The organism is Pseudonocardia hierapolitana (genome assembly GCF_007994075.1).
Lineage (GTDB): Bacteria > Actinomycetota > Actinomycetes > Mycobacteriales > Pseudonocardiaceae > Pseudonocardia > Pseudonocardia hierapolitana.
Window position 1 is genome coordinate 1,537,000 of the sequence record NZ_VIWU01000001.1, and the last position, 22,166, is coordinate 1,559,165.

Consider the following 22,166-nt stretch of genomic DNA (forward strand, 5'->3'; position numbering starts at 1 on the left):
GGCGACACGGGGAGACCGCCGAGGCGCGGAGATCGTGCTCGATCTGTTCGGCTCGAACCTCCAACAGCAGGGCAGGGGCCTGTATGTCGGTTTGGAATTGTTGGCAATCTGCAAGGGGGTGATCGAGGCCGGCGGGGAGCTCCTCGCGGATCCCGAGGAGACGGTCAGCTACCGGCGTCGTTCGCACGACCTGGCACGCAGACTGGCGACCGGGACTCCGATACCGGCAGTTCAATTCAGCGGTGCGGTCGAGGGCACGGGAACCGCCGCCACCCTGCAGGCGCTCTTCTCCTCGCTCGTGGTGCAGATCCCGGGCAGGCGCGTCGAGCCGCGGTGGTTCGCAGCGCATCTGTATCCGTTCGTTGGCGAGCTCGTCCACTACGACGCCGTCGAGCGACGCGGCGTGCCTGCGATCGAACGCTACGTGTTCCGCGATGGCGGTGGATTCGTTTATCGAACGTTGCGGACAGACCCGGACGAGAAGCGACGAGCCCGTGTGCGCGAGGCGCTGCGCGACCTGGTCCAGGACAGTGGCACGGCGCTCGGTCGGGTCGCTGCTGCGCTGCGCGCCCACGACGTCGCGAAGCCCGACGGCGAATTCGTCGACGAGTCCGAACGCACTGCAGAGGTCGACGACGAGCACAGTCCGTGGCCGGAGCTGATCCGCGCAGGTTGTGACCACATTGGGCGCCGTACCGGGGTGCCGCGTGCCAAGCGCATCGAACAGCTCCTGCATTGGGTTCCGTACTGCCTGGCTCGGCATCAATTAAGTCTGGCCCGCCTGGAACTCGGGCTGCCAGAGGGGTTGTGCCCGATCGACATGACCTACGCGGCGAACCCCATCCGCAAGCGCTCACAGGAGGCCCTAACGGAGTTCCGGTGGAATATCGTGTCGGCGCTTGCCCAGGTCGCCAGACGCCACGCGGAAGCGTCCGGCGATCCCACCGCGGAGATCTGGCGTCGCTTCACAGGCTCTAACCCGGCGTTCGCGGCCAGCCCTCGCGCGTTCTTCACTGAGACGCTGGCCGCGGTGGGCGCGTTGAACGCGACGGCGGGGCGACGGCACTTCACGTTCAAGCCGGAGATGCTGGAGGCCCTGCTGGCCGCGACAACGCCTCCTGGCGAGGAGCCCGAGTTCGAGACCTACTGCCGGTCGCTCCATGAGAAGCTCGGCCTCGTCATCGGTCCAGCGGAGGCGCGCGCAGCCCGGCTCACAAACGACATCGACGGCGAGTCGTTCACCAGCAACCTCATCGGGTTCCGGCAACGGCTCGAGGCTTCGGGACTGCTGACCCGATACTCAGACGCGACCGACCTCGTGCACGGGGAGATCCGGTGACAGACACCGACTTGCTCATCGGCGAGATCGTCGCCGACATCGCCCGCACCGAGATCAACAGATCGTCTGCAGGAGGTGGCAGGCCGGGGCTGCGGATCAGCGGCTTCTCCGAGCGCGAGGTCGTCGCCATCGCCGCGCGACTCGACGGTCTTCAGGTCCCCGGGCGTGCTGCGCCCGCCACCGTGAAGGTGGGCACGCGCCGCTCGATCGAGGGCCTGCCGGCGAACGCCGTGTTGTCTGCAGACGAGACCTTGACGAAGTGGCGCAACGCAGACGTCTCGGCATTGATCATCATCGACCTCGACCCGCAGGGCGACGAGGCCGGTCTGCGTGGCTCCCTGCATCAGCTCAACGACCAGAACGTCCTCACCCGTTCCCCAGGCGATACCGACGGGATGGGCGACGACATCGTCCTGCGGCACGCCTGGCGGATGGCCGGCCGGCAGAGTAGGCCGCAGCATCGTCTGGAATCTGGCCTTGAGGTGATCCGCCAGGCTGTCACCCAAGACGAAGGCATATCGCTGCGGCGTTGGGTCCGGTTCGTCTGGTCGATCTGCACAGATCTTTCGAGGGTCGCGCTCCTTACACCGGGCGAGATCGACCGCGTTGTGGGTCGTCGCCTGGCGGTGGTCGGGATGTTTCCCGATTCGCTGCTGTTCCTTGACGAGCGATCATCTCGCAGCAGGCTGGTGAAGAACCTCAGATCGGCCGCACTTCGCCAACCGACCGGTGCCCAGATCACCGAGGACGACCTGCTGATGCGCATCGAGTCGGTCCGACTCGACGAGCGGTTAGTCGAGCTGACCGGCGAGTTGTCCGAGGCCGCCGTACGAGAGGCAATGCGGGAGGTCGTGCGGGGGGAACGCGAGGCGGCGCGGCAGCGAATCGAGCTCGAGGTCTGGCTGCAGCTGTTCGAGCGCCGGGCGCAGGACGGTCTTGGCGCCCAGATCCGCTCGAGGATCACCTCCCACCATCCGACCCGGCTCGAGGAGTTCGACGAGCTAGAGGTCGAGCCCGGCCTGGACCGCAGTGAGCAGGACGCCGCCGAGCGGCTCGTCAACGCTGAGCCCGCGGACGCCGCCCCCTCGATCGTCGAACTTCTCCCGGCGCCCCTCCGGCGCCGCGTCGAGAAGCTGGCATACCCCGACGCTCGTATCGAGCCGGATCCGCTCCGCGCGCTCCTGCACAGCCTGCACGTCCTGCACGAGGTTCCGACCTCGCAGGACGGCGAGGCCGAACCTGTTGCGTCAAAGGTCTCGCTGGTCATGGAGGGCCCGCCCGAACAGGGCAGGTGGACGCGGTGGCTGTTCCGGTTCCTGTACGGGCGAGTCCTGGATGACGTCGTAGAACAGTCCTCGTCCGGCATTGGGCTGGCGCTGACGATCGACCAGGTGCTGCGCGAGGCCGAGCGCCCACCTGACCCCGAGGACAACGAGGAGTTCGAGCCGTCCGTCGAGTGGGCGCCGCTACGGCTGGCGGTCAGTATCCCCGAGTCGGGGATCCGACGGTTCCGGTGGGACCCGCAGTCCGACCCGGGTCTGGTCGCACTGGCCGCGGTGATATTTGACGACAACCTCGTTTGCGGTTACCGGCTCGACACCGACTTCGAGACGTGGTGCGAGTCCCTGCTCGACCCCCGGCGCTGGGGGAGGCTCGGCGATGGCGGCGTCTCCGCCATGTCTGGCCCGACCGCTGAGGAGTTCGCGCAGATCCGGGCCCGCCGGCTGCGCGACCTGCGGGACGGGTTCGCCCCGGAGACCCTCGACGACTATCTCAACGAGTGGGAAGTCTTCCTCGGCAAGGCGCGCGACGTGCTGGTCCCCCATAACTCGCCGCTGCCCGAACTGAAGGAGGTCGTGCTCACCGACGTCGTGGAGTTGCCGGGCGATCGCCTAGTCATGTTGGCGACCCACCCGCTGCGCCTGCGGTGGATCGTGAGCCACCTGCACCGAATGACCGAGCTGCTGGTCCGGGCGCTGGCCGACGGACTGAGCCTCAACCCGGAGAACACCGAGTTGTTCTTCGACTGGCTCGATCGCGTCTCCCCCCACGGGCTGCCCCCGTTCGTCGTCGGCGCCGACGAGGTCGTGGCGGTCGCGGTCCGGGAGTACGGGTGGCACGAGGAGTACGCCGCGGTCCGTCGGGACGGCGGGGAGGACCGGGACTGGCTGGCGAATGTCGACGACACGGCCGTCGACGAGATGGTGTCGGTGATCGTCGCCTACCTTGACTCGTATCCGCACAAGCGCGACGGGGTCGTAGTGTTGCTACTGTCGCGAGACGGCTCGGCCCGGCTGCCGGTGAGGCTGGTGCAGCGGCTGCGCGGCCGGGTTGGCGGAGTCCGCGTCGAGCTGAACCTGTGCGCGCCGCGCGCCACTCACCACGACATCGTGCAGGCCTTCGAGGACACCTTCGGGGACGAGGAGACCGCCCCCGACCGGCTCTTCCCCGACGTCCAGCTGGTCCTGAAGGGCTGGGCCCCCGATGAGGATCCGCCGCTGGCAGAGCTGCGCGACCGAGTCGACATCGCTCTGGCGCCGGCGGTGTTCGGCACCCGCACGTCGCTGAAGAACCTCACAAGATCACCCAACGCCTCGCTGTCGGGCGGCTTCGACGCGTGGATCAGCTCACCCTTCCACGATCTCGCCGAGAGCAGCGAGAACGTGGTGCGGGTCCTGCTGCCCACCGAGCAGGACCCAGTCCTGGAGGCATGGTCGACACTGTGTGTACGGCACGAGGCGCATTCCCCGGTGGCGCCGCAGGAGGATGCGAACACGGACTACTTCGCGCTACAGGTCAGATTCGATCGGCAGCAGCGCGTCTTTACCGGGCTACATGAGGTGGCGCACTGGGTGGTGACGCTCGACTCGTTCATCGGACGGGACCAGATCGATGCCCTGCCCGACCGCCCCGACGTCATCCTTGTTCGCACCGGAGTGGGCAAGAACGAGGCCTACACCCTGATCGTCAGTTCGATGACAGGTCGGCGGTTCGTCGTAGATCGGCTGCGCCGCAAGCTGCATCACGACCTGCGCCTGGGCGACGAGCTCCCGATCGACGAGCTGGCGCTGCGGCTATATGAGGTGGGCCGCAACGTGGTGCCCGGTGCTGTGCTGCGGGCGCTGGGGCTGGGCCGGGCGGCGCACGAGATCCTCGGGCTGGTCGTGAGCCGTCACGATGTCGCGCGCTCCGCGCCGGTGGACCGGGCGACGTCGGGCATGGAAGTGTGGATCAGCTTCGACGAGCACCTCGGGTGGTTCGGTCGCACGCAGCGGATGCGGGCGGACCTCGGCCGGTTCGTGTTCACGGTAGAGCCCGACGGCGCGGTGCGGCTCGCGATCCTGGTGGTCGAATCGAAGTTCCGCCGCACAGAGGACCTTGGAGCGGCCGAGAGCCAGCTCGACCGCACGGTCGAGTTGTGCGCGAACGCGTTCGGCCGCGAGCGCGCGGCAGACACCAAGTTCTGGTGGCGTGAGTTGGCGGCTGCGGTCGAGCAGGAAAGCAAGATCGGGTTGCCGCCCAGCGAGCTGCCTGCGCGCTCATTGTTCGGGCCGGCCGCGGAGGGCGCTGGCGCGGTGATTCTTCAGGCGATCCGCGCCGGCCAGGTCGAACTCACCGACATAGGCGGTGTCGCCGTGGCGATCAGCTCGGACCTGCCAGGGCCGGCGCCCGGACCCACGCGGCTGGGCCGGCATGTGCTGCACCGCGTCCACCACATGGAGCTCCTCGCCATCCTCAAGTGTCTGCTCGCACATGAGGCGCCCGCAACCGGAGAGGAGACGTCCCAGATCGAGCTGTCCGGCACCATCGCCGACACGGCGACCCCGGCCGACCTCGCCATCGTCGACAGCCCGGCCGGGTGGCGCGAGGAGTCAGAGCCGGAGAGGCGATCTGGTGGAACGTCGGCCGCCGCGGTGGTCCCCACGGGCTCGGGCGACACGCCTGCCGGGCGCGGCCTCGGCGAGCTGGAGTTGCGTGGTCGCTACGAGCGGCTGCTGGATGTCTTCAGCCAGCACAACGTCCCGGTCGCACCCCCCGAGGTGGGCGCCTGGGATGAGGGCCCCGGGTTCTACGTACTGCGTGTCGTGCCCCGTCCGGGGGTGACGGTGGACCGGGTGATGAACCGGGTCAGCGAGATCCAGCTCGCGCTGTCGTTGCCCGCTGAGTCAAGGGTACGGGCGATCCAGGACCGCGGCGCGATTGTCTTCGAGGTCCCGAAGGCGACGGAGGAGCGTTATCCGGTCCTGACCTCGCTGCTGTGGCCGCGCTCGCCGCTGGTCGAGGAGGCACTGGTGGTTCCACTCGGCGAGGACATCCAGGGGCGACCGGTCACCCTGGAGTTCTCCTCGCCCGACTCGCCGCATCTCTTGGTCGCCGGTACAACGGGCTCGGGGAAGTCGGTCGCGTTAGAGGCAGTCCTGCATGCACTTTGCCGCTACTCGGCCGAGCGGATCTCGCTGTTCCTGGTCGACCCAAAGGGGACCGAGCTGCTCGACTTCGCCGACGACCCGCGGGTGGTGGGGCAGATCGGGATGGACGCACAGGACGCGATCGCGATCCTGGAGGAGTCGGTCGAGGAGATGCAGCGCCGCTACGGGCTGTTCCGGACGGTGCGGGCCCGAAGCCTCGCAGATTACAACCGGTCGGTGTCGACCGAGCAGCCTCTGCCGTGGCGTGTGGTCGTCCTAGACGAGTACGCGGACCTGACCAGCGACCCGGACGACAAGACCTCGATCGAAAGGCTGCTACGGCGGTTGGCACAGAAGGCGCGCGCAGCCGGGATCCACATCATCGTCGCGACCCAACGACCAAGTGCGGACGTCGTGTCGACCACGATTCGGTCAAACTTTCCGGCTCAGCTTGCCCTAAGAGTCAAGACGGCAACAGACAGCCGGATCATATTGGATGAGACCGGGGCAGAGACCCTGGCCGGCCAAGGGGATGCGTTCCTCCGCACTGCTAGGGGAATGAAGCGACTCCAGGTCGCATATTTTGACTTCTAACCCGGCTCAGCGCACATGAGTTGGGATCCCCTCATCGCGTAGGTCCGACAGGATAAGCTTGATCAAAAGGAACGGCGCCTGGGTTCTCACGCTCCGCAACCGCGACCAGGTGAAGGACGTGCGCGATGCCTCGCAGGCTGGCGGGTCGACTTCCTCCGCGCAGCGAGTTGATCTTTAACCGTGGTTGCGGCCTGTTCAGGGTCCTCATGTTCCCAGAACCGAAGGACGAGCCAGCCGCGCTCTTCGAGGATTCCATCGACTAGGCGGTCTCGGGCGATGTTGTCATCGAGCTTCTGGCGCCACCAAGACGCGTTCGCACGCGGCGTGGTTCGGTGAAGCGGACATCCGTGCCAATAGCACCCGTCGACGAACACAACAACGCGATCGCGCCTCCACGCGATGTCACCACGCACGCGCATATCCGCCTCAAGGCGTACGTCGACGCGGTACCTCAGTCCCGCCGCGTGGAGCCGGCGGCGGATCTCCATCTCAGGCTTTGTGTCCCTGCGACGCTGCATCGCCATGCGTCGCCGGATCGTCTCAGAGGAGGCAGAGGGCATCATTGTCAGACGCTCACCGCGGCGATGTGTTCGTTGAGGTCGCGCATGAAGTCCTCCGAATAACGGAGAGTGCTTCGTGCGAGGCGATTCCGGAAGCCAGTCGTCGCACGCAACGACAGCGGTTCGGATCCATACGTGCGGAGCAGACTTGAGAGGTGCCGGTGCCGACCGGATGGTTGAGTAGGCCACTCAGACACGTCCGTTCGCCAGGTCTTCCCGTCACGATAATGGGCTGCAAGTGGCCATCGCGCCCCCTCTACCTGCAAATAGCGTTGGAGTCCATCGACCAGGCTGGGGTCAGGGAGCGACACAAGGCCCTCGCCGATCCATCGTGCGGCAGGAGAGCTGACGGCATTCCCGAGCAGTTTCCAGCGGTCACGTGTCGGAGCGGCTGCAGTCCAACCTTCAGGCAGTCCCTGCAAGCGTTCCGCGGACGTTATCGAAGGTCGAACGATCTTGTGGCCGACGACTGCTCGGGGCAGCCAGATTGCGGGTGGACTCGGAATACTAACTGTTGTCGATCCCTTGAGCGCCGGAATTGCGTCGATTGCCCAACCAATGCCACGATTTCCTTCTGTCCAATAGAACCCGAACGCGTCCGATCGCGCCCCCGTGACGCCGCCATCCTTCCGAAGCGATGGACAGTCGGAGCGGTACAAGACCGCGGCGGGATCGTACACATGCGAGGCGAGCAGGTACACGCGGCGGCGGCGTTGCGGCAATCCGAAAGCCCTGGAGTCCATCACTCGGTAGGCCCAGTCGTAGCCGGCTTGCTGAAGCGCAAGAGTGATTTCTCCTAGCGCCCGCCCCGATCCCAGGTGAAGCATGTTAGGAACGTTCTCGATCAGCAGCCAGTCAGGCTTCTCTTGTGGAAGGAGCTCCAGGACGCGTCTGATCAATCCGGAAGCTGCGCCGTCCAAGCCTACGGTTCGACCCGCTTGCGAAAGGTCAGTACAGGGAAATCCTGCTGTGACAAGCCGAGCCCCATGAAAGTTTTTCATCGACGAGATATCCCCATGTTGGGGGATGTCCTCGAACCTGTCCTTCAACACCGCCTGAGCAGCTTCCCACGACTCATAGAACCCAACGGTGTTGCGGAGGCCGGCCTCCGACAGGCCGTGTTCGACGCCCCCAACGCCCGAGAACAGGCTCAGGATCGGATCATCAGTTCTCACCTTCCGGCCTCGCTCACGGTGATCAGGCTAGCGCCCTCGGCCCAGTCGATGTGGGCGGCGTGCGAGAGATGCCGTGTCCGCCAGCTGGTCACGCCCGCACTCATGGCCGCGTGACCAAGCAACTGCGGATCGATGCCCGTCGGCCAGGCCTGCCGGCCCTTCGCGTAGGACGACAGCACTCGGGTCTGCCGTCGCGCCGGAACGCCTTGCGCCAACAGGGGAATGAGCGGCTCCGCGCTCACCCTCGGCGCCGACCTCGACGCCGCCGAGCCCGGTCGAATCCCCCTGCCGGCGGCCTCGACGAGGAGTGGGTGGCAGGTTGAACGGTGGGGGTTCTCCATGGCCGGCATGGACGATCCCGCACGCCTGCCGGTTCCACCGCTCGCCACGCGGTTCTCGTCCGGTATCGGTTGCCGCTGGCCACCCGGTCGCTGCGGCACGGACAAAGCTCGGTACACCCGCTGACGTAGATCGCCCCCGCACGCGGTAGAAAAGGCCGGCCGGTGGCCAGATCCAGCGCGGCAAGCATGTCATCCCCCAGCTGGTGCGGGTGTAGGTCGCTCGCTGTCGACGCGGCCGGCCCTGGGCCGCCAGGCCGTGTCCTTGCGAGAGTGCGTGTTCAGGGGGCGTCGACGCGGACCTGCGGCCGTCGTCGCGTAGGTGGTCATGAGGTCAGGACCCGGCCCATCTCTTCCGATGACGTCCGGGTCGGTGGAGGGCTTCAAGGTGGTCGTGATCTGCGAGGACACGCCGCCGGCGCGCAGGATCCGGCGCAGTGTCTCCCGGCTGACCTCGGCAACGATGCCCTCGGCGAGCAGGTGTTCGCGCAGCTTGGTCAGCGACCGGGTGGAGAACCCGGTGATGCCCCAGCCGGCGGGGACGTCCGAGCGACCGCACAGATCCACGCGTGGACCCGTTCACCGATCTTCTTCGGTCGTCCCCCCGCCCGGTTGGGTCCAGTGCATCGAACCCCGCTCGTTGAACGCGTGGATCACATCCCGCACATGATCCTCGCCGATCTGCAGCAAGGACGTAATGTCGCGCACCGCCGCGCCCTGGGCCGACATCAAGACCACGATCGCCGCATCCGGACCGGGTTCTTGCCGGTCCGGGATGCGCGCCAGCCTGCGGCCGCCTCGTCCATCCACAACGGCCGCACGAACACGCTCGGTCTGCGAGCCATACCCACCTCCGGCACTCGACGCGCGAGCAGCCTCTCGGAGGAAGCACGAAGATCAATTATCTGGCCGACGCTGCGTGCCGTGCCACTAACGATGCAGCTAATGCGGCCTCGAGCTCAGGTGTGGGAATGTGCGCTGGATGATCTCGACGAGTTGTCGAGCACGCTCCGCGTCGAACTGGAGGCTCTGGCTCGACTTCCTCTCACTTGCCCGATCATCGCTGCCGAACGTGCTCAGATGAAGCAGCCGTATGCCGTTGTCGTCGACGACGGCATACTCGCAGTCCACCTCAGTCGGGTGCGGCTTCAAGCGCTGGTTGGACGGGCCTAGGAATCGAACACGCGCCATCTGCACTCCTTCGAATTAGTCAATCGCTGATCCGCCAGGCTAAAGGCCTGCGACGACGGCGGCGCCGGGCGGGCCGATGGATCCTTAGATCATTGGTCGGATGCCGAAACGACGATCTCGCCATCGAACCGGAGCCGCCCGGCTCGCACGCCGAGATCGAGGGCGAGGTCGAGACGTTCGGTCACCCCCGCGGTCCGTCGCTTCCACCCGAAGACCGCCAGAACCTCCCGATGGAGGTCCCCGCGCTCCGCCCCGGCCGCCGCTCGGGCCACCCCGGCCATCGCGTTGACGATCTCGCGCAGCGGGATCTCCTCGAGTGGGCGTCCAAGTCCCTCGGGCGATCGCCGGTAGCCGGTCCATTCTTCGGGGATCCGGGTCGCCGGCCACACGACCGGTTCGAACGCGTCTCGGCGCAGCCCGCGCGGAAGGTGTCGCAGGATCTTTTCCTTTCGGGGACCCGCCACCCGGCTCAGCCCGAAGCCGTTCGCGACGAGGCGGGCGAGCCGGTCGAGGTGGATAGGGCCTTCTGCGGCCACGACCTCGTCGAGTGCGGCGGCCACGGCGCCCGCCGCGGTGCGCGACGGGAGTGCGTCGAGGACGTCGCGGGTGCCGAGGGGGCGTGGGGTCCAGGGGACGAACATCTCGGCATCGGTGGGCCAGATCAGGTCGGGCCTGGCGGGGGCCGCCGCGGCAAACACCGGAGCCGCCTGCCTCTCGGGTTGCGGGGTCGGCCCGTCCTTCGCTGCGTGGCGGGGCCCGGGTGGCGCGGCCTCGACGCGCGCCGGTGGTCCGCTGTCGACCGGCGCACGTCGCTCGGCCTGCGCGGCCACGGTCGCCAGTCGTGCGACGACGGCATCCGGGTCGGCGAGCCACGTCGGCAGCCAGACCCGCTCGACCGCGGGCCAGCCGAGCACGTCGACCAGGACCTCATGCGGCAGAGCATCCCGGTCCCGCGCCGTCAGACGTGACGCCCACGCCGGCCCGTCGAGGAGGACGGCGACGCGCGGCTCGTCCGGCTCCCCCAGAACCAGGTCGATCACGAAGTCCGAGAGACCGACGTTCGTCCGCACGGTGAGCCCACGCTCCCGCAGCCGCGCGGCGATGTCCTCGCGGTGCCGGTCGCGGCGGATCCGGCTCGACGTGTCCCGGGGCAGCACCTCCGGTCCTTTTGCCGCCATCTCCAGGTAGGTGCGCAGGTGCTTGAGACCGACCGACGAGGTCTCCTCGGTGCGCAGCTGTCCCGGGTCGAAGCTGGAGAAGACGATCACCTGTCGGCGCGCTCGGGTCACGGCGACGTTGAGCCGACGTTCACCACCGGCGCGGTTCAACGGGCCGAAGTTCAGTGGCAACACGCCCTTGTCGTTCACGCTGAACGCCGTCGAGAAGAGGATCAGGTCGCGCTCATCGCCCTGCACGTTCTCGAGGTTCTTGACGAACAACCCGTCCGGGTCCTCCAGCGCGTCGATCAGCCGCTGGTCATCGGCGTCGCGGAGTAGGCCTTCGATGTACGCGCGCTGCTGCTGGTTGAACGTCACCACGCCCAGCGATGGCGGTCGATCCGGCGACGCATCGAACCGGCGTCGGATCTCCGCAACGACGGCCTCGGCCTCGACAGAGTTGGTGCGCAGCGTCTTGCGCGGCCCGGACCGGTGGAAGTGCCCATCCACCCGTACGAGGGAGACTCCGGTTCCGGCTGCCGTCGGCGCGGGGAAGGACGAGAGCCCGCCGTCGTAGTAGTGGTGGTTGCTGAACGCGATCAACGACTCGTCCCGGCTGCGATAGTGCCAGGAGAGACGGTGGCGTCCGACGCGCGCCTGGACGCACTCGGTGAGGATCGACTCCTCGTCCTCGACGGGAGCGTCGTCGGAGCCGTCGATATCGAGGTCGTCGGCCGGGAAGCTGCTCTCGGCGAACGATGTCGGCGGCATCTGCTTGCTGTCGCCGACGACGACCACCGACCGGGCGCGGCCCATCGCACCGATCGCGTCCGCCACGCGCACCTGTGAGGCCTCGTCGAACACGACGATGTCGAAGAGCCCGGCGGCGGCCGGGAAGAAGCGGGCAAGGGAGTCCGGGCTGACCAGCACGCACGGAAGCGCGCGCGTGATCACGTCACCGAACCGGCTCATCAGCTCGCGGACCTTCATCCCGCCGCGGCGGACGGACAGCTGGCGCTGCAGCTGGCCCACCTGACCACCGGCGGCCTGCGGGTTGAACCCCCGGGCCGCGAGGACCTGCTGCGGTACGACGCCCGTCAGGTGGCCGCGCACCGCCTGCGACGCGGTGACGAACCGGGCGATCGAGCGTTCATGGCCTGTGACGTCGAACGACTCGAGCCCGGTGTCCCGCAGCCGCTCACGCAGCGACGTCCGCGCGAGGCCGAGCTCGAACGACCTCGTGGCGTCGTCGGGGTTGATGGTGCCCGCAAGGATCCCGGCGCGCGCCTCGTCGAAACGTGCGGCCCGCAGGGGTTCGAGGTGATGGAGCAGGTCGAGCCAGCGGCGCAGCGAACCCAGCCGCGGATCGGCAAGGAGCCGCTCGGCGGCGGTCTGCTGCCAGCGGACCAGGAGCCCCAGTGGGCCGGCCCACTCGACAACGGCGTCGGGCGTCACAGCGCACACCTGGAGCAGGTGGTGCGCGGCCGCGCCCGCCTCGCGGAGCGGGCCGGGATCGGCCTGCATTCCCCGGGAAAGGACGGCCTGGAGGGCCGGCGCGAACCGGGCTCGGTAGGGGTCGGGGTTCCCCGGGTCGACCATCTGGCCGGCCCGGCGTACGCGGTCAATGCGCGCGGCGAGCACCCCGCGCCCCTCGTGCGTGAACGGCGTCCATCCCGGCGGCAGGAGCAGCCCCGGGATCTTCTCGACCTTCCGCACCAGTTCCTGCACGGCGTTGTCGAGGTCGACGAGATGCCCGGTGAGCTCGGGCAGCCGCTTCGGCTTGACGACCTTCGCCTCCGGCCGCACGACGGACGCCAACTGGTCGCGCACGGCGATCAGGCGCTTCTTCCGGCCGAAGTAGCGGGAGGCGGCAGCCGTCCGCGCGTCGGCGTCGATCTCGGTGATCGGCAGGCCGAGAACGTCAGGCGTGACGACGTCGAGCCCGGGATGTGGTGTCGAGGCGAACTCGGCAACCTCGGCCACGATCGCCCGCACCGCGCCGTCCCACCTCGCGGAACGCGACTCGTGGAGCACCGGCAGCGGGATGTCGGCATCCATGAGCTCGGCGAGGACATCGAGGTCCGCCGGGGTCCGGACCGCGTCGAGAGCCGGGGCGAGGACCCCGGGCAGCCGGTGCAGCGCCATGTCGAAGCGGCGGGCGGCGTGCAGCACGGCTTCCACGTCGATGCCCGCGGCCGAGTCGATGAACGCCCAGGGGTGCTCGGGTCGGGGGCGTGCGGCGTCCGTCCGGTCGGGCAACGTGCTGAACAGCTGCCGTAGCCGGGCCACGCTCTCGGGGTCGCCGCCGGTGAGCAGCGACTCGGGGATCGGCATCGGCAGCACGTCGTCGCCGATGGCGAGCTCGGCGGTTCGTGCCGCGTACAGCGAGAGGCCCGCGGCGTTCGGGTGGTGCAGGTTGTGGACGTATCGAGTGAGGGAGCGGCGAGCCGACCGCAGTTCCTCGGTCTTGATCGTGTGGTCCTGCGGGTCCGCCTCGGCGACGTGCTCGAGTGCGCGCTTGATCTGCTCACGGACGGCGGCCGGCTTGCTGCCCTTGTCGTGCAGGTCGAGCGAGAGCGGGCCCATGCCCACCGCGTCGAGGCGCTTCTGCACGACGTCGAGCGCTGCCCGCTTCTCCGCGACGAAGAGCACCCACTTGCCCTGGGCGACCGCGTGCGTCAATAGGTTCGTGATCGTCTGCGACTTGCCGGTGCCGGGCGGACCCTCGAGTACGAATGTGCGACCAGCCGTCGCCTCGGCTATGGCCCGCAGCTGGGACGCGTCCGCAGGGACGGGGCACTGCTCGTCGAGCTCGTCGAGCTTGCCCATCTCGGGTTCGGGGACCGGGTCGGCGAATGCCTCGGCCGGAGAGTGGATCAGGTGCTCGACGAGCGGGTTCTGGGCAAAGCTCGCCCAGTTCTCGTCCAGGTCCTTCCACAGTCGGAACTTCGCGAACTGCAGGATCGCGACATCCGCGGTCGGCTCGACACGGAACCGCAGGCCACGGGCAGCGATCGTCCGCCGGATCGACTCGAAGGCCGCGTCGAGATCGATGCCGGCACCGTCCTCCGGGGGCTCGGCCAAGCCCGGGATCTGCAGACCGTGCACTTGGCGCAGCTTCTCGATGAGGCAGTAGTTCGGGGTGGAGGTGCCCGCCTCGTCGACGCCGAGCCGGTACGGGCCACCACGGCCTGCCGCCTTCAGGACGACGGGCAGGAGGATCAGCGGAGATCGCAACGTGCGCCCGTCCAGCTCCCAGACCAGCGAGCCGAGAGCGAGGTAGAGGTTGTTGGCGCCGGTCTCCTCGACGACGGTCCTGGCCTTGTACGCGATGCCGCGCATGCGCGTGGCGTAGGCAGCGTCGGTGACGTCGGCGTGCAGCGTGCGTTTCCCCTCCAGCAGGTCGACGAGCTGCGCCTGCGGAAGGTCGCGTCCATGACGGATCCCGCGCTCACGTTCGACGGCCGCCACCTCGTCCGACGGACGGAGCGTGAGGACAGTTCCTGCGTTGAGGAGGTCCTCGACCTGCCCCAGCCGCTCCTTCGGGACGACGAGCGAGAGGGCGGAGCGCTCCGTGAAGTTGATGAGCCGGTTGCGGAGGCTCAGGTCCAGCAGTGCGTTCTTCCACGTCGTGACGCGCTGCGGCTCCTGCGTCGTCCGCCCCGTCGGCGACCGGTCGGATGCTGCCGGCGCGACGTACCCGGCAGGCTGGGCCGTCGCAGGCGTGTAGACCGTGACGAGGACCTGCCCGTCCGCGCCGCGGGTGTGTGCGGGCAGCGGGACGACCCGGTCGACGCGCGCCTGGTGCACATCGACGACCCCGATCACCTTTGCCAGGTCGCCGGTGAGGTGAGCGACGTACGGCGCGCGCTGCGCATCGTCGAAGGGAACGGGCCCCTGCCGTTCGGTGAGCAGCGTCGTCTCGACGAGGCCGATCTGCCCGAGGTCGATCCGGTTCACCACGCCCGCGGTGTCGAACTCGGCAACGGTGCCCAGCGACGACGCCTCCCGCCAGTAGCCGAGGAAGGCGTGGCCGTCCACGAGCCACAGAAGCGGACGAACTCCGGCCTGTTCGAGGGCGGCTGCCATCACGACGACGGTGTCGAGGCACGTCCCGACCTGACCGTCGAGCACCTCGCCGGGGGTCCGCACCTTCTGCCCGGTATCGGCCCAGCTCGCGGGCGGTTCGGCGTAGCGGATGCCGCGGGCCCGCATCACCTCGTAGACGGCGGCGACGATCTGGTCCACGCGTTCCGCGCCGGACTGGTAGCCCTCCAGCGAGGGGCTGCCGGTGGTCATCTGCAGCCGCTGCGCCACGTCGTTCATCAGCGCCGTTACCGCTGGGTGGTTCGGCATGACGTGCGCGGCCAGCATCTCAAGTGCCAGCGTCGGCGGCGCGGCCAGCCACTGGTGGGCGGCAAGAACCCGCGTGCGCACCACCTGCTCGGCGAGCACCTGGCCATCGGTCTCCAGGCGTGCCCGGATCACCGCCGGCCGCTGCTCCTCGACCCGCAGCATCGCCGCCGGATCGAGCCGCAGCGTGACGTCGGTGAGGACCGTGGGGCGCCCGGCCTCCAGATCGACGAGTATCTCCTGCGCCACCCCGATCAGGCCGCTCGCATCGGCCACCTCCAGCTGGAGACGGGCCTGCGGCACGTCCCGGACCACGTGGTCGATGGCGAGGCGAGAGATCACGGGGATCTCGTTGTGCGCCATCGCGTAGCTGAGGACGGACCGCGCTTCAAGGGTGATCGAAACGGCTGGCGGGTCCTGTGCTGTTGTCACCCTTGCTCCCTGTTCACGCTCGGCCGGACGGCCGAGTGGTTGTGCCCTCGTACGGGTCCACGCCACACTTCGCTACAGCGAGCGCAGGCGTTGCATCTCTCTGCACAGGGCCTGCCGGGGTGAGCGCTTCCCAGCCGGAGCTCCGACGTCGTGTCGTCGCTGTAGCACCGAGCCTCCGAACAACGACATGTGACCGGACGACAACATCAGCAGGGGACAACGGGTGCTCCCATCACTGAACCAGACGCCGTCGGTGAGGCATGCCGCGAGTCGGGCTTCGCGTTGACGAGGTTAACAGATCGGTTCTTGCTCGACACCTGTCCGTGTGTACACTGCCGTTTGCCCGCTTCAGGCGTGCAGCACACCGAACCGATTGATCATCCTGCCGGGAGGAACGAGTGTCCCCGAACGTGAACGTCGTGGCGGACCGGTTCCGGCTGCTCGGCCCCATCGGCAAGGGCAACATGGGTGAGGTCCACCAGGCGGTGGACGAGCGGGCCGCGGAGGGCGTCAAGGACCGCGTGGTCGCGGTCAAGCTGATCCTGCGCAGCCGCTCGGGGGCACCTATCAACACCTCCGCGGACAACAAGGCGGTGGAGCGGTTCGAGCGGGAAGTGCGCATCATGCACAAGCTCGACCACCCGCACCTGCCCCGCACCATCGATGGCGGGGTGGACGGCAACGGACTGCCATACCTGGCGATGGAGTACCTCGACGGTCGCCGGCTGCAGGACCTGTCCGACGAGCACGCCAAGCTGCCGTTCTCCTGGGTCGCGGCGATCGGCGCGCAGATCGCAGATGGCCTCGCGGCGGCCCACCGTCTCGACGTGATCCACCGGGACCTCAAGCCGTCGAACGTCATGCTGCTGAGGAGCGGCACTGTGAAGGTGCTCGACTTCGGGATGGGCCGCATCCTCGGTGACTCCGACGGCTCCCACCTCACCAGCACCGGGGTCACCGTGGGCACCGCGCGCTACATGGCGCCGGAGCAGTTCCACCGGGCTGCCGTCGGCCCGGCCGCGGACCTGTACGCGCTCGGCTGCGTGCTGTTCGAGCTGCTCGCCGGGGTTCCGCCGTTCACCGACGCCTCCCCTCATGAGCTCGGGCAGAAGCACATCAAGGAGCTTCCGCCCCCGCTGGCGCCGCAGCGTCCGGGCATCCCGCCGGAGCTGAACCGGCTCATCGAGCGTCTCCTGCAGAAGGATCCGGCGAACCGGCCGGTCGACGCCGCCACCGTTCGGGACGCCCTCCGTCCCCTCGCGGTGGGCGACGACACGATCGACGGCTGGGAGGACCTCAACCCGGTCACCGCGCTCGCCACCACCGCCCCCGCGCGCGAGCCCGACACCGAGCCGGTGCTCGTCGCCCGGCAGCCCGCGGCCGGCATGGACGTCTTCGACGTGCACCGCAAACTCATCCGGGACTACCGGGACTTCACCGAGAGCGGCACCGTGATCCGCGACGCGGACGTCCGGGCGTTCGTGGAGAAAGACCTCGACGAGAAGTCGCAGTGGCCCGACCCGTGGCTCTCGCTGAACCCGTTCTTCGCCTCCGGTGGCACCGTGCTGGAGCTGGCGAGCGCCGGGGTGCTACACGAGGAGTGCACCCGCATCTTCCAGGCCAAGAAGACCGAGGGCGGCCAGGTGTGCGACGGGCGGCCGCTCACGCTTCACCGCCATCAGCGCGAGGCCGTCGACGTCGCAAAGTCCGGGGCGTCGTACGTGCTGACGACGGGCACCGGCTCCGGCAAGTCGCTGGCCTACATCGTGCCGATCGTCGACAAGGTGCTCCGGGACCGCGAGAGCGAGGGACCGGACGCCCGCAAGCGGGTGCGCGCGATCATCGTCTATCCGATGAACGCGCTGGCCAACAGCCAGGTGAAGGAGCTGGAGAAGTACCTCGTCGACGGCTACGGGAAGGGCCGCGAGCCGGTCACCTTCGCCCGCTACACCGGCCAGGAGAACGACGAGGACCGCAAGCGGATCCGCGACAACCCGCCCGACATCCTGCTCACCAACTACGTGATGTTGGAGCTGATGCTCACGCGACCGGACGACCGGCGCTCGTTGATCAAGATGGCGAGCGGGCTGGAGTTCCTCGTCTTCGACGAGCTGCACACCTACCGCGGCCGCCAGGGCGCCGACGTGGCACTGCTGATCCGCCGGGTCCGGGAAGCCTGCAAGGCCGAGCGGCTGCAGTGCGTGGGCACGTCGGCCACGATGTCCAGCGAGGGCACCTTCGCCGACCAGCAGAAGGTGGTCGCCACGGTCGCGTCCATCCTGTTCGGCACCACCGTCGATCCGGCGAACGTCATCGGCGAGACCCTGGTCCGCGCCACGGCCGACACCCCCGACACCGTGCCGGTCGAGCGGCTCGCCGGACTCGACTCCCCGCGGTCCTACGACGACCTGCGCAACGATCCGCTCGCGCGGTGGATCGAGACGCACTTCGGCCTCACCACGGTCGACGGTCGCCTGGTCCGCCAGCGGCCTGCCAAGATCGAGGAAGCGGCAGCGGAGCTCGCCGTGAGCTCCGGTCTGTCGGCGGAGGTCTGCGGGGAGGCGATCCGGCGGACCCTGCGCGCAGGCTCGGAGGCGCGGCACCCGGTCACGAACCGCCCCCTCTTCGCGTTCCGACTCCACCAGTTCCTGTCCAAGGGCGACACCGTTTACGTCACCCTCGAGGACAAGGCGACCCGCCAGATGACCCGCGACTACCAGCGGGTCCAGCCGGGCTCCGACGGCAAGATCCTCCTGCCGCTCGCCTTCTGCCGTGACTGCGGGCAGGAGTACCTGGCCGTCTGGCGGACGACGAAGGACGGCACGGTCGTCTACGAGCCCCGGCAGGACACCGTGGCCACGGGCGGCAAGAGCGACGACGGCTACCTCTACATCGACCGCGAACGGCCCTGGCCGCGCACCCTCGACGAGGCGATCACCGACCGGAGGCTCCCGGAGTCCTGGCTGGAGACCGACGACCACGACCGGGAGGTCGTGCGGGACAGCTACCGGAAGCGGCTCCCTCGGGCGATCACCGTCGACCCCTACGGCGACGAGGGCAGCGGCGAGCTCGAGGCAGCGTTCATCCCGGCCCCGTTCCTGTTCTGCCTGAACTGTAATGTCAGCAGCGAGCGGGTCCGGGCAAAGGACTTCGCGATGTTGGCCTCCCTCAACCACGAGGGCCGTTCCTCCGCGACGTCGCTCGTGTCGGCCTCGATCGTGCGTTCGCTCAAGAACGTCGAGGCGTTGGACCCGAAGGCGCGCAAGCTGCTCACGTTTGTCGACAACCGGCAGGACGCCTCACTGCAGGCGGGCCATTTCAACGACTTCGTGCAGATCACCCAGCTGCGCTCGGCCCTGTACCGGGCGATGGTCGACGCGGGCCCGGAGGGCCTCCGGCACGAGGAGCTCGCGTCGCGCGTGACGGACGCCCTCGGCTTGGATGTAGCCGACTACACCGGTTCCGCCGACGTGGCCCCCTCGCTCGCCCGCAACGCCGCGAAGACGCTGCGGGACGTGATCGCCTTCCGGCTCTACGTCGACCTGCAGCGCGGCTGGCGCGTCACCATGCCCAACCTGGAGCAGACCGGCCTGCTCGTGGTCGACTACGAGGACCTCGACTGGCTCGCCGCGCAGGAGGGCCGGTGGGCCAAGGCCCAGCCGGAGCTGCGGGACGCCGAGCCAGGCCGCCGGGTCGAGATCATGCGGGTGTTGCTGGACGAGATGCGCCGCGGACTCGCGATCGACGTGCAGCATTTCCGCGACGACTTCGACGCCCTGCAGCGCGCCAGCGAGGAACGGCTCGTCGAGCCGTGGAGGCTCTCGACCAACGACCGCCCACAGGTGGGCACCGCCTATCCGCGGAGCTCGAAGCCGGGGATGGACCGCTCGGGTCTGTTCCTCTCCGGCGGTGGGAAGGTCGGCAAGTACCTGCGCCGGACGCATTTCCCGAAGCTGACTAAGGACGAGTTGCAGCTCGTCATCGCCGGCCTCCTGGAGGTACTGGCGCAGGCCGAGCTGGTGACCAGGGTCGAGCACGTCCCGGAGCGCGCACGGCAGTACCGGCGCAGCACCGGGCAGTCGATCACGGGCTACCGCATCGCCGCCCGGACATTGGTGTGGCGGGCCGGCCCGGGTGAGCGGGGCGCCCACGATCCGCTCACCCGCACCTACGGCAGCGGCGAGGGTCCCCGCGTCAACCCGTTCTTCCGTGACCTCTACAAGAGCACGGCCGGGGTGCTCGGCGGCCTCGCGGCGCGCGAGCACACCGCCCAGGTCGACCCCAAGGTGCGGGAGGAGCGCGAAGAGGACTTCCGCAAGGGAGCGCTCAAGCTGCTCTACTGCTCACCGACGATGGAGTTGGGCGTCGACATCGCCGAGCTCAACGCCGTCATGATGCGCAACGTCCCGCCGACGCCGGCCAACTACGCGCAGCGCAGCGGCCGGGCGGGCCGGTCGGGCCAGCCGGCGCTCGTCACCACCTACTGCGCCACCGGCAACAGCCACGACCAGTACTACTTCCGCCGTTCCGATCGCATGGTCGCCGGCGTCGTCGCCCCACCGCGGCTGGACCTCGCCAACGAGGACCTGGTGCGTTCCCACGTACAGGCCGTCTGGCTCGCCGAGTCCCGGCTCAAGCTGGGCAGAGCCATCCCCGAGATCATCGACATCTCCTACCCGGAGGACGCCCGCACGCCCGCGCCGGCGCTGCGGCTGCACGAGCACATCACCGACACGCTGAGCGATCCCGACGTGCAGCGCCGGGCCGCCGCCGCCGCCCGCGAGGTGTTCGGCGGCCTGATCGAGGACTTCGCGCGGACGACCTGGTGGCACGATCGGTGGATCGACGACGCCGTGCGCGCTGCGGGTGAGCAGTTCGACCGCGGGTTCGACCGCTGGCGCGAGCTGTTCAAGGCCGCGCTGATCGACCAGGCCGAACAGAACCGCCGGGTGCTCGACCACACGCTCTCCGAACGCGACCGCAACGCCGCCGTGCGACGCCGGCGGGAGGCGGAGACCCAGCTCAACCTGTTGAAGAACGAGAGCGTGGACAGCAAGTCGGTGCTGTCGGACTTCAACCCGTACCGCTACTTGGCCAGCGAGGGGTTCCTACCCGGCTACTCGTTCCCCCGGCTGCCGCTGGCCGCCTACATTCCCGCGGCGTCCCGCCGGTTCGACGAGGGCGACTACCTGCAGCGACCCCGGTTCCTAGCGATCCGCGAGTTCGGGCCGGGAGCGCTCATCTACCACGAGGGCTCCCGCTATGTGGTGAATCGGATCCAGCTGCCGCCGGACGTCACCGGCGACGTGCACACCACCGAGGCCAAGCGATGCGCAGCCTGCGGCTACCACCACGACGTGAACGACAACGCCGACAAGTGCGAGTTCTGCAAGGAGCCGCTGCCGGAGAAGACGGTCGGGCTCCTCAAGCTGCACACCGTCTACACCCAACGCCGCGAGCGGATCTCCTCCGACGAGGAGGAGCGCAGGCGGGCCGGGTTCCGGCTGGTGACTTCGTACCGATTCCACGACCACGGCGCGCGTCCGGGCCGGCGGGACGCCCTCGTCTCCGACAGCGGAGGTCGGTTCGCAGCGGTGACCTACGGCGACTCGGCCACCGTCCGGATCACCAACGTCGGGCGGTGGCGAGCGGCCGAGAACGAGCCGCCCGGCTTCTGGCTCGACCCCGCTGACGGCCGCTGGATGAACAACCGCGACGCCGCGGAGGCGTCCGGTGACTCCAGCGAGCTGCCCCTCGTCGACGCCGACGGCAACGAGGGGCGCCGCAAGAAGCGGGTGCTCCCCTACGTCGAGGACCGCCGCAACATCCTGGTGTTCACGCTCGCGAAGCCGCTGCCGGAGCCAGTCGCGCTGTCGGTCATGTTCGCGCTGGAGCGGGGCATCGAGGCCGCCTTCGAGCTGGAGGATTCGGAGCTGACGAGTGAGCTCCTGCCGCCGGACGAGGGCGACCGGGACCGGATGCTGTTCACCGAGGCCGCCGAGGGCGGGGCGGGTGTGCTGCGGCTGCTGCAGTCGGACCGGACCGCGCTGCGCACGGCGGCCGCGATGGCACTGGAGATCTGTCACTTCGCTGCCGACGGCACCGACCTCGGTGGCCCGCACCCCAACCGTCCCTGCGCGCGGGGCTGCTACGACTGCCTGCTCACCTACGGCAACCAGACCCACCACGGCGCGATCGACCGCCATTCCGTCCGTGACCTGCTCCTGCGGTTGGCGGGCGCGGACGTCGTCGAGACCGGCCGGGGCGAGACCCGTACCGAGCAGCTGACCCGACTCGCCGAGCAGTCCGATACGAAGCTGGAGGGGAACCTCATCTCCTGGCTCAAGGAACGCGGGTTGCGGCTGCCTGACGAAGCGCAGGCATTCATCCCCGAGGCGCTCGCCAAGCCCGATTTCGTCTACCGCCTGCCCGGCGCCAACGTCGCGATCTTCGTCGACGGCCCCGTCCACGAGTACGAGTCGGTCGCCAACCGTGACCGCGATGCGGAGGACCGCTTGCTGGACAGCGGTTGGGACGTGGTGCGGTTCCCGCACGACGCCGACTGGTCGAAGATCATCGAGCAGAACTCGTACTGCTTCGGAACCCGTGTGTGAGGAA

At 68.7% G+C, this 22,166-nt stretch carries 9 protein-coding genes; 4 read left to right on the plus strand and 5 right to left on the minus strand.

Going from position 1 to position 22,166, the window contains the following annotated elements; all coding sequences use genetic code 11:
- The first annotated feature begins 34 nt into the window (after positions 1-34).
- Complete coding sequence (locus FHX44_RS07425; protein WP_147254793.1) at positions 35-1,339, plus strand: hypothetical protein; 1,305 nt, start codon at positions 35-37, stop codon at positions 1,337-1,339.
- Positions 1,336-6,342 (plus strand): FtsK/SpoIIIE domain-containing protein, encoded by a 5,007-nt coding sequence (locus tag FHX44_RS07430; RefSeq protein ID WP_147254794.1) that lies wholly within the window; start codon positions 1,336-1,338, stop codon positions 6,340-6,342. The genes FHX44_RS07425 and FHX44_RS07430 overlap by 4 nt, the downstream gene beginning before the upstream one ends.
- Positions 6,343-6,428: 86 nt before the next feature.
- Here the strand turns inward: FHX44_RS07430 and FHX44_RS07435 are convergent, their stop codons facing one another.
- From FHX44_RS07435 to FHX44_RS42010, 4 genes are all read right to left on the minus strand, one after another.
- Positions 6,429-6,905, minus strand: coding sequence for a DNA mismatch endonuclease Vsr (locus FHX44_RS07435; protein ID WP_147254795.1), 477 nt, complete (start codon positions 6,903-6,905; stop codon positions 6,429-6,431).
- A 2-nt stretch (positions 6,906-6,907) separates the two neighbouring features.
- Positions 6,908-8,077, minus strand: coding sequence for a DNA cytosine methyltransferase (locus FHX44_RS07440; protein WP_147254796.1), 1,170 nt, complete (start codon positions 8,075-8,077; stop codon positions 6,908-6,910).
- Positions 8,074-8,319: a hypothetical protein gene (locus tag FHX44_RS07445; protein WP_147254797.1), complete on the minus strand. Its 246-nt coding sequence runs from the start codon at positions 8,317-8,319 to the stop codon at positions 8,074-8,076. Before FHX44_RS07445 ends, FHX44_RS07440 begins: the two co-directional genes overlap by 4 nt.
- Before the next feature lie 288 nt (positions 8,320-8,607).
- Positions 8,608-8,982 (minus strand): hypothetical protein, encoded by a 375-nt coding sequence (locus FHX44_RS42010; RefSeq protein WP_170308809.1) that lies wholly within the window; start codon positions 8,980-8,982, stop codon positions 8,608-8,610.
- A gap of 99 nt (positions 8,983-9,081) precedes the next feature.
- Here FHX44_RS42010 and FHX44_RS42015 point away from each other — a divergent pair, with 99 nt between their 5' ends.
- The gene (locus FHX44_RS42015; protein WP_170308810.1) at positions 9,082-9,588 is read left to right on the plus strand and encodes a hypothetical protein; all 507 of its coding nucleotides are present in this window, start codon (positions 9,082-9,084) and stop codon (positions 9,586-9,588) included.
- Between the two features lie 107 nt (positions 9,589-9,695).
- On the opposite strand, the gene FHX44_RS07460 is transcribed toward FHX44_RS42015, so the two are convergent.
- Positions 9,696-15,458: a DUF3320 domain-containing protein gene (locus FHX44_RS07460; RefSeq protein WP_212612374.1), complete on the minus strand. Its 5,763-nt coding sequence runs from the start codon at positions 15,456-15,458 to the stop codon at positions 9,696-9,698.
- Between the two features lie 488 nt (positions 15,459-15,946).
- Here FHX44_RS07460 and FHX44_RS07465 point away from each other — a divergent pair, with 488 nt between their 5' ends.
- A complete protein-coding gene (locus tag FHX44_RS07465; protein WP_147254800.1) occupies positions 15,947-22,162 on the plus strand; it encodes a protein kinase domain-containing protein in 6,216 nt (2,071 codons plus the stop codon).
- Positions 22,163-22,166 lie beyond the last annotated feature (4 nt).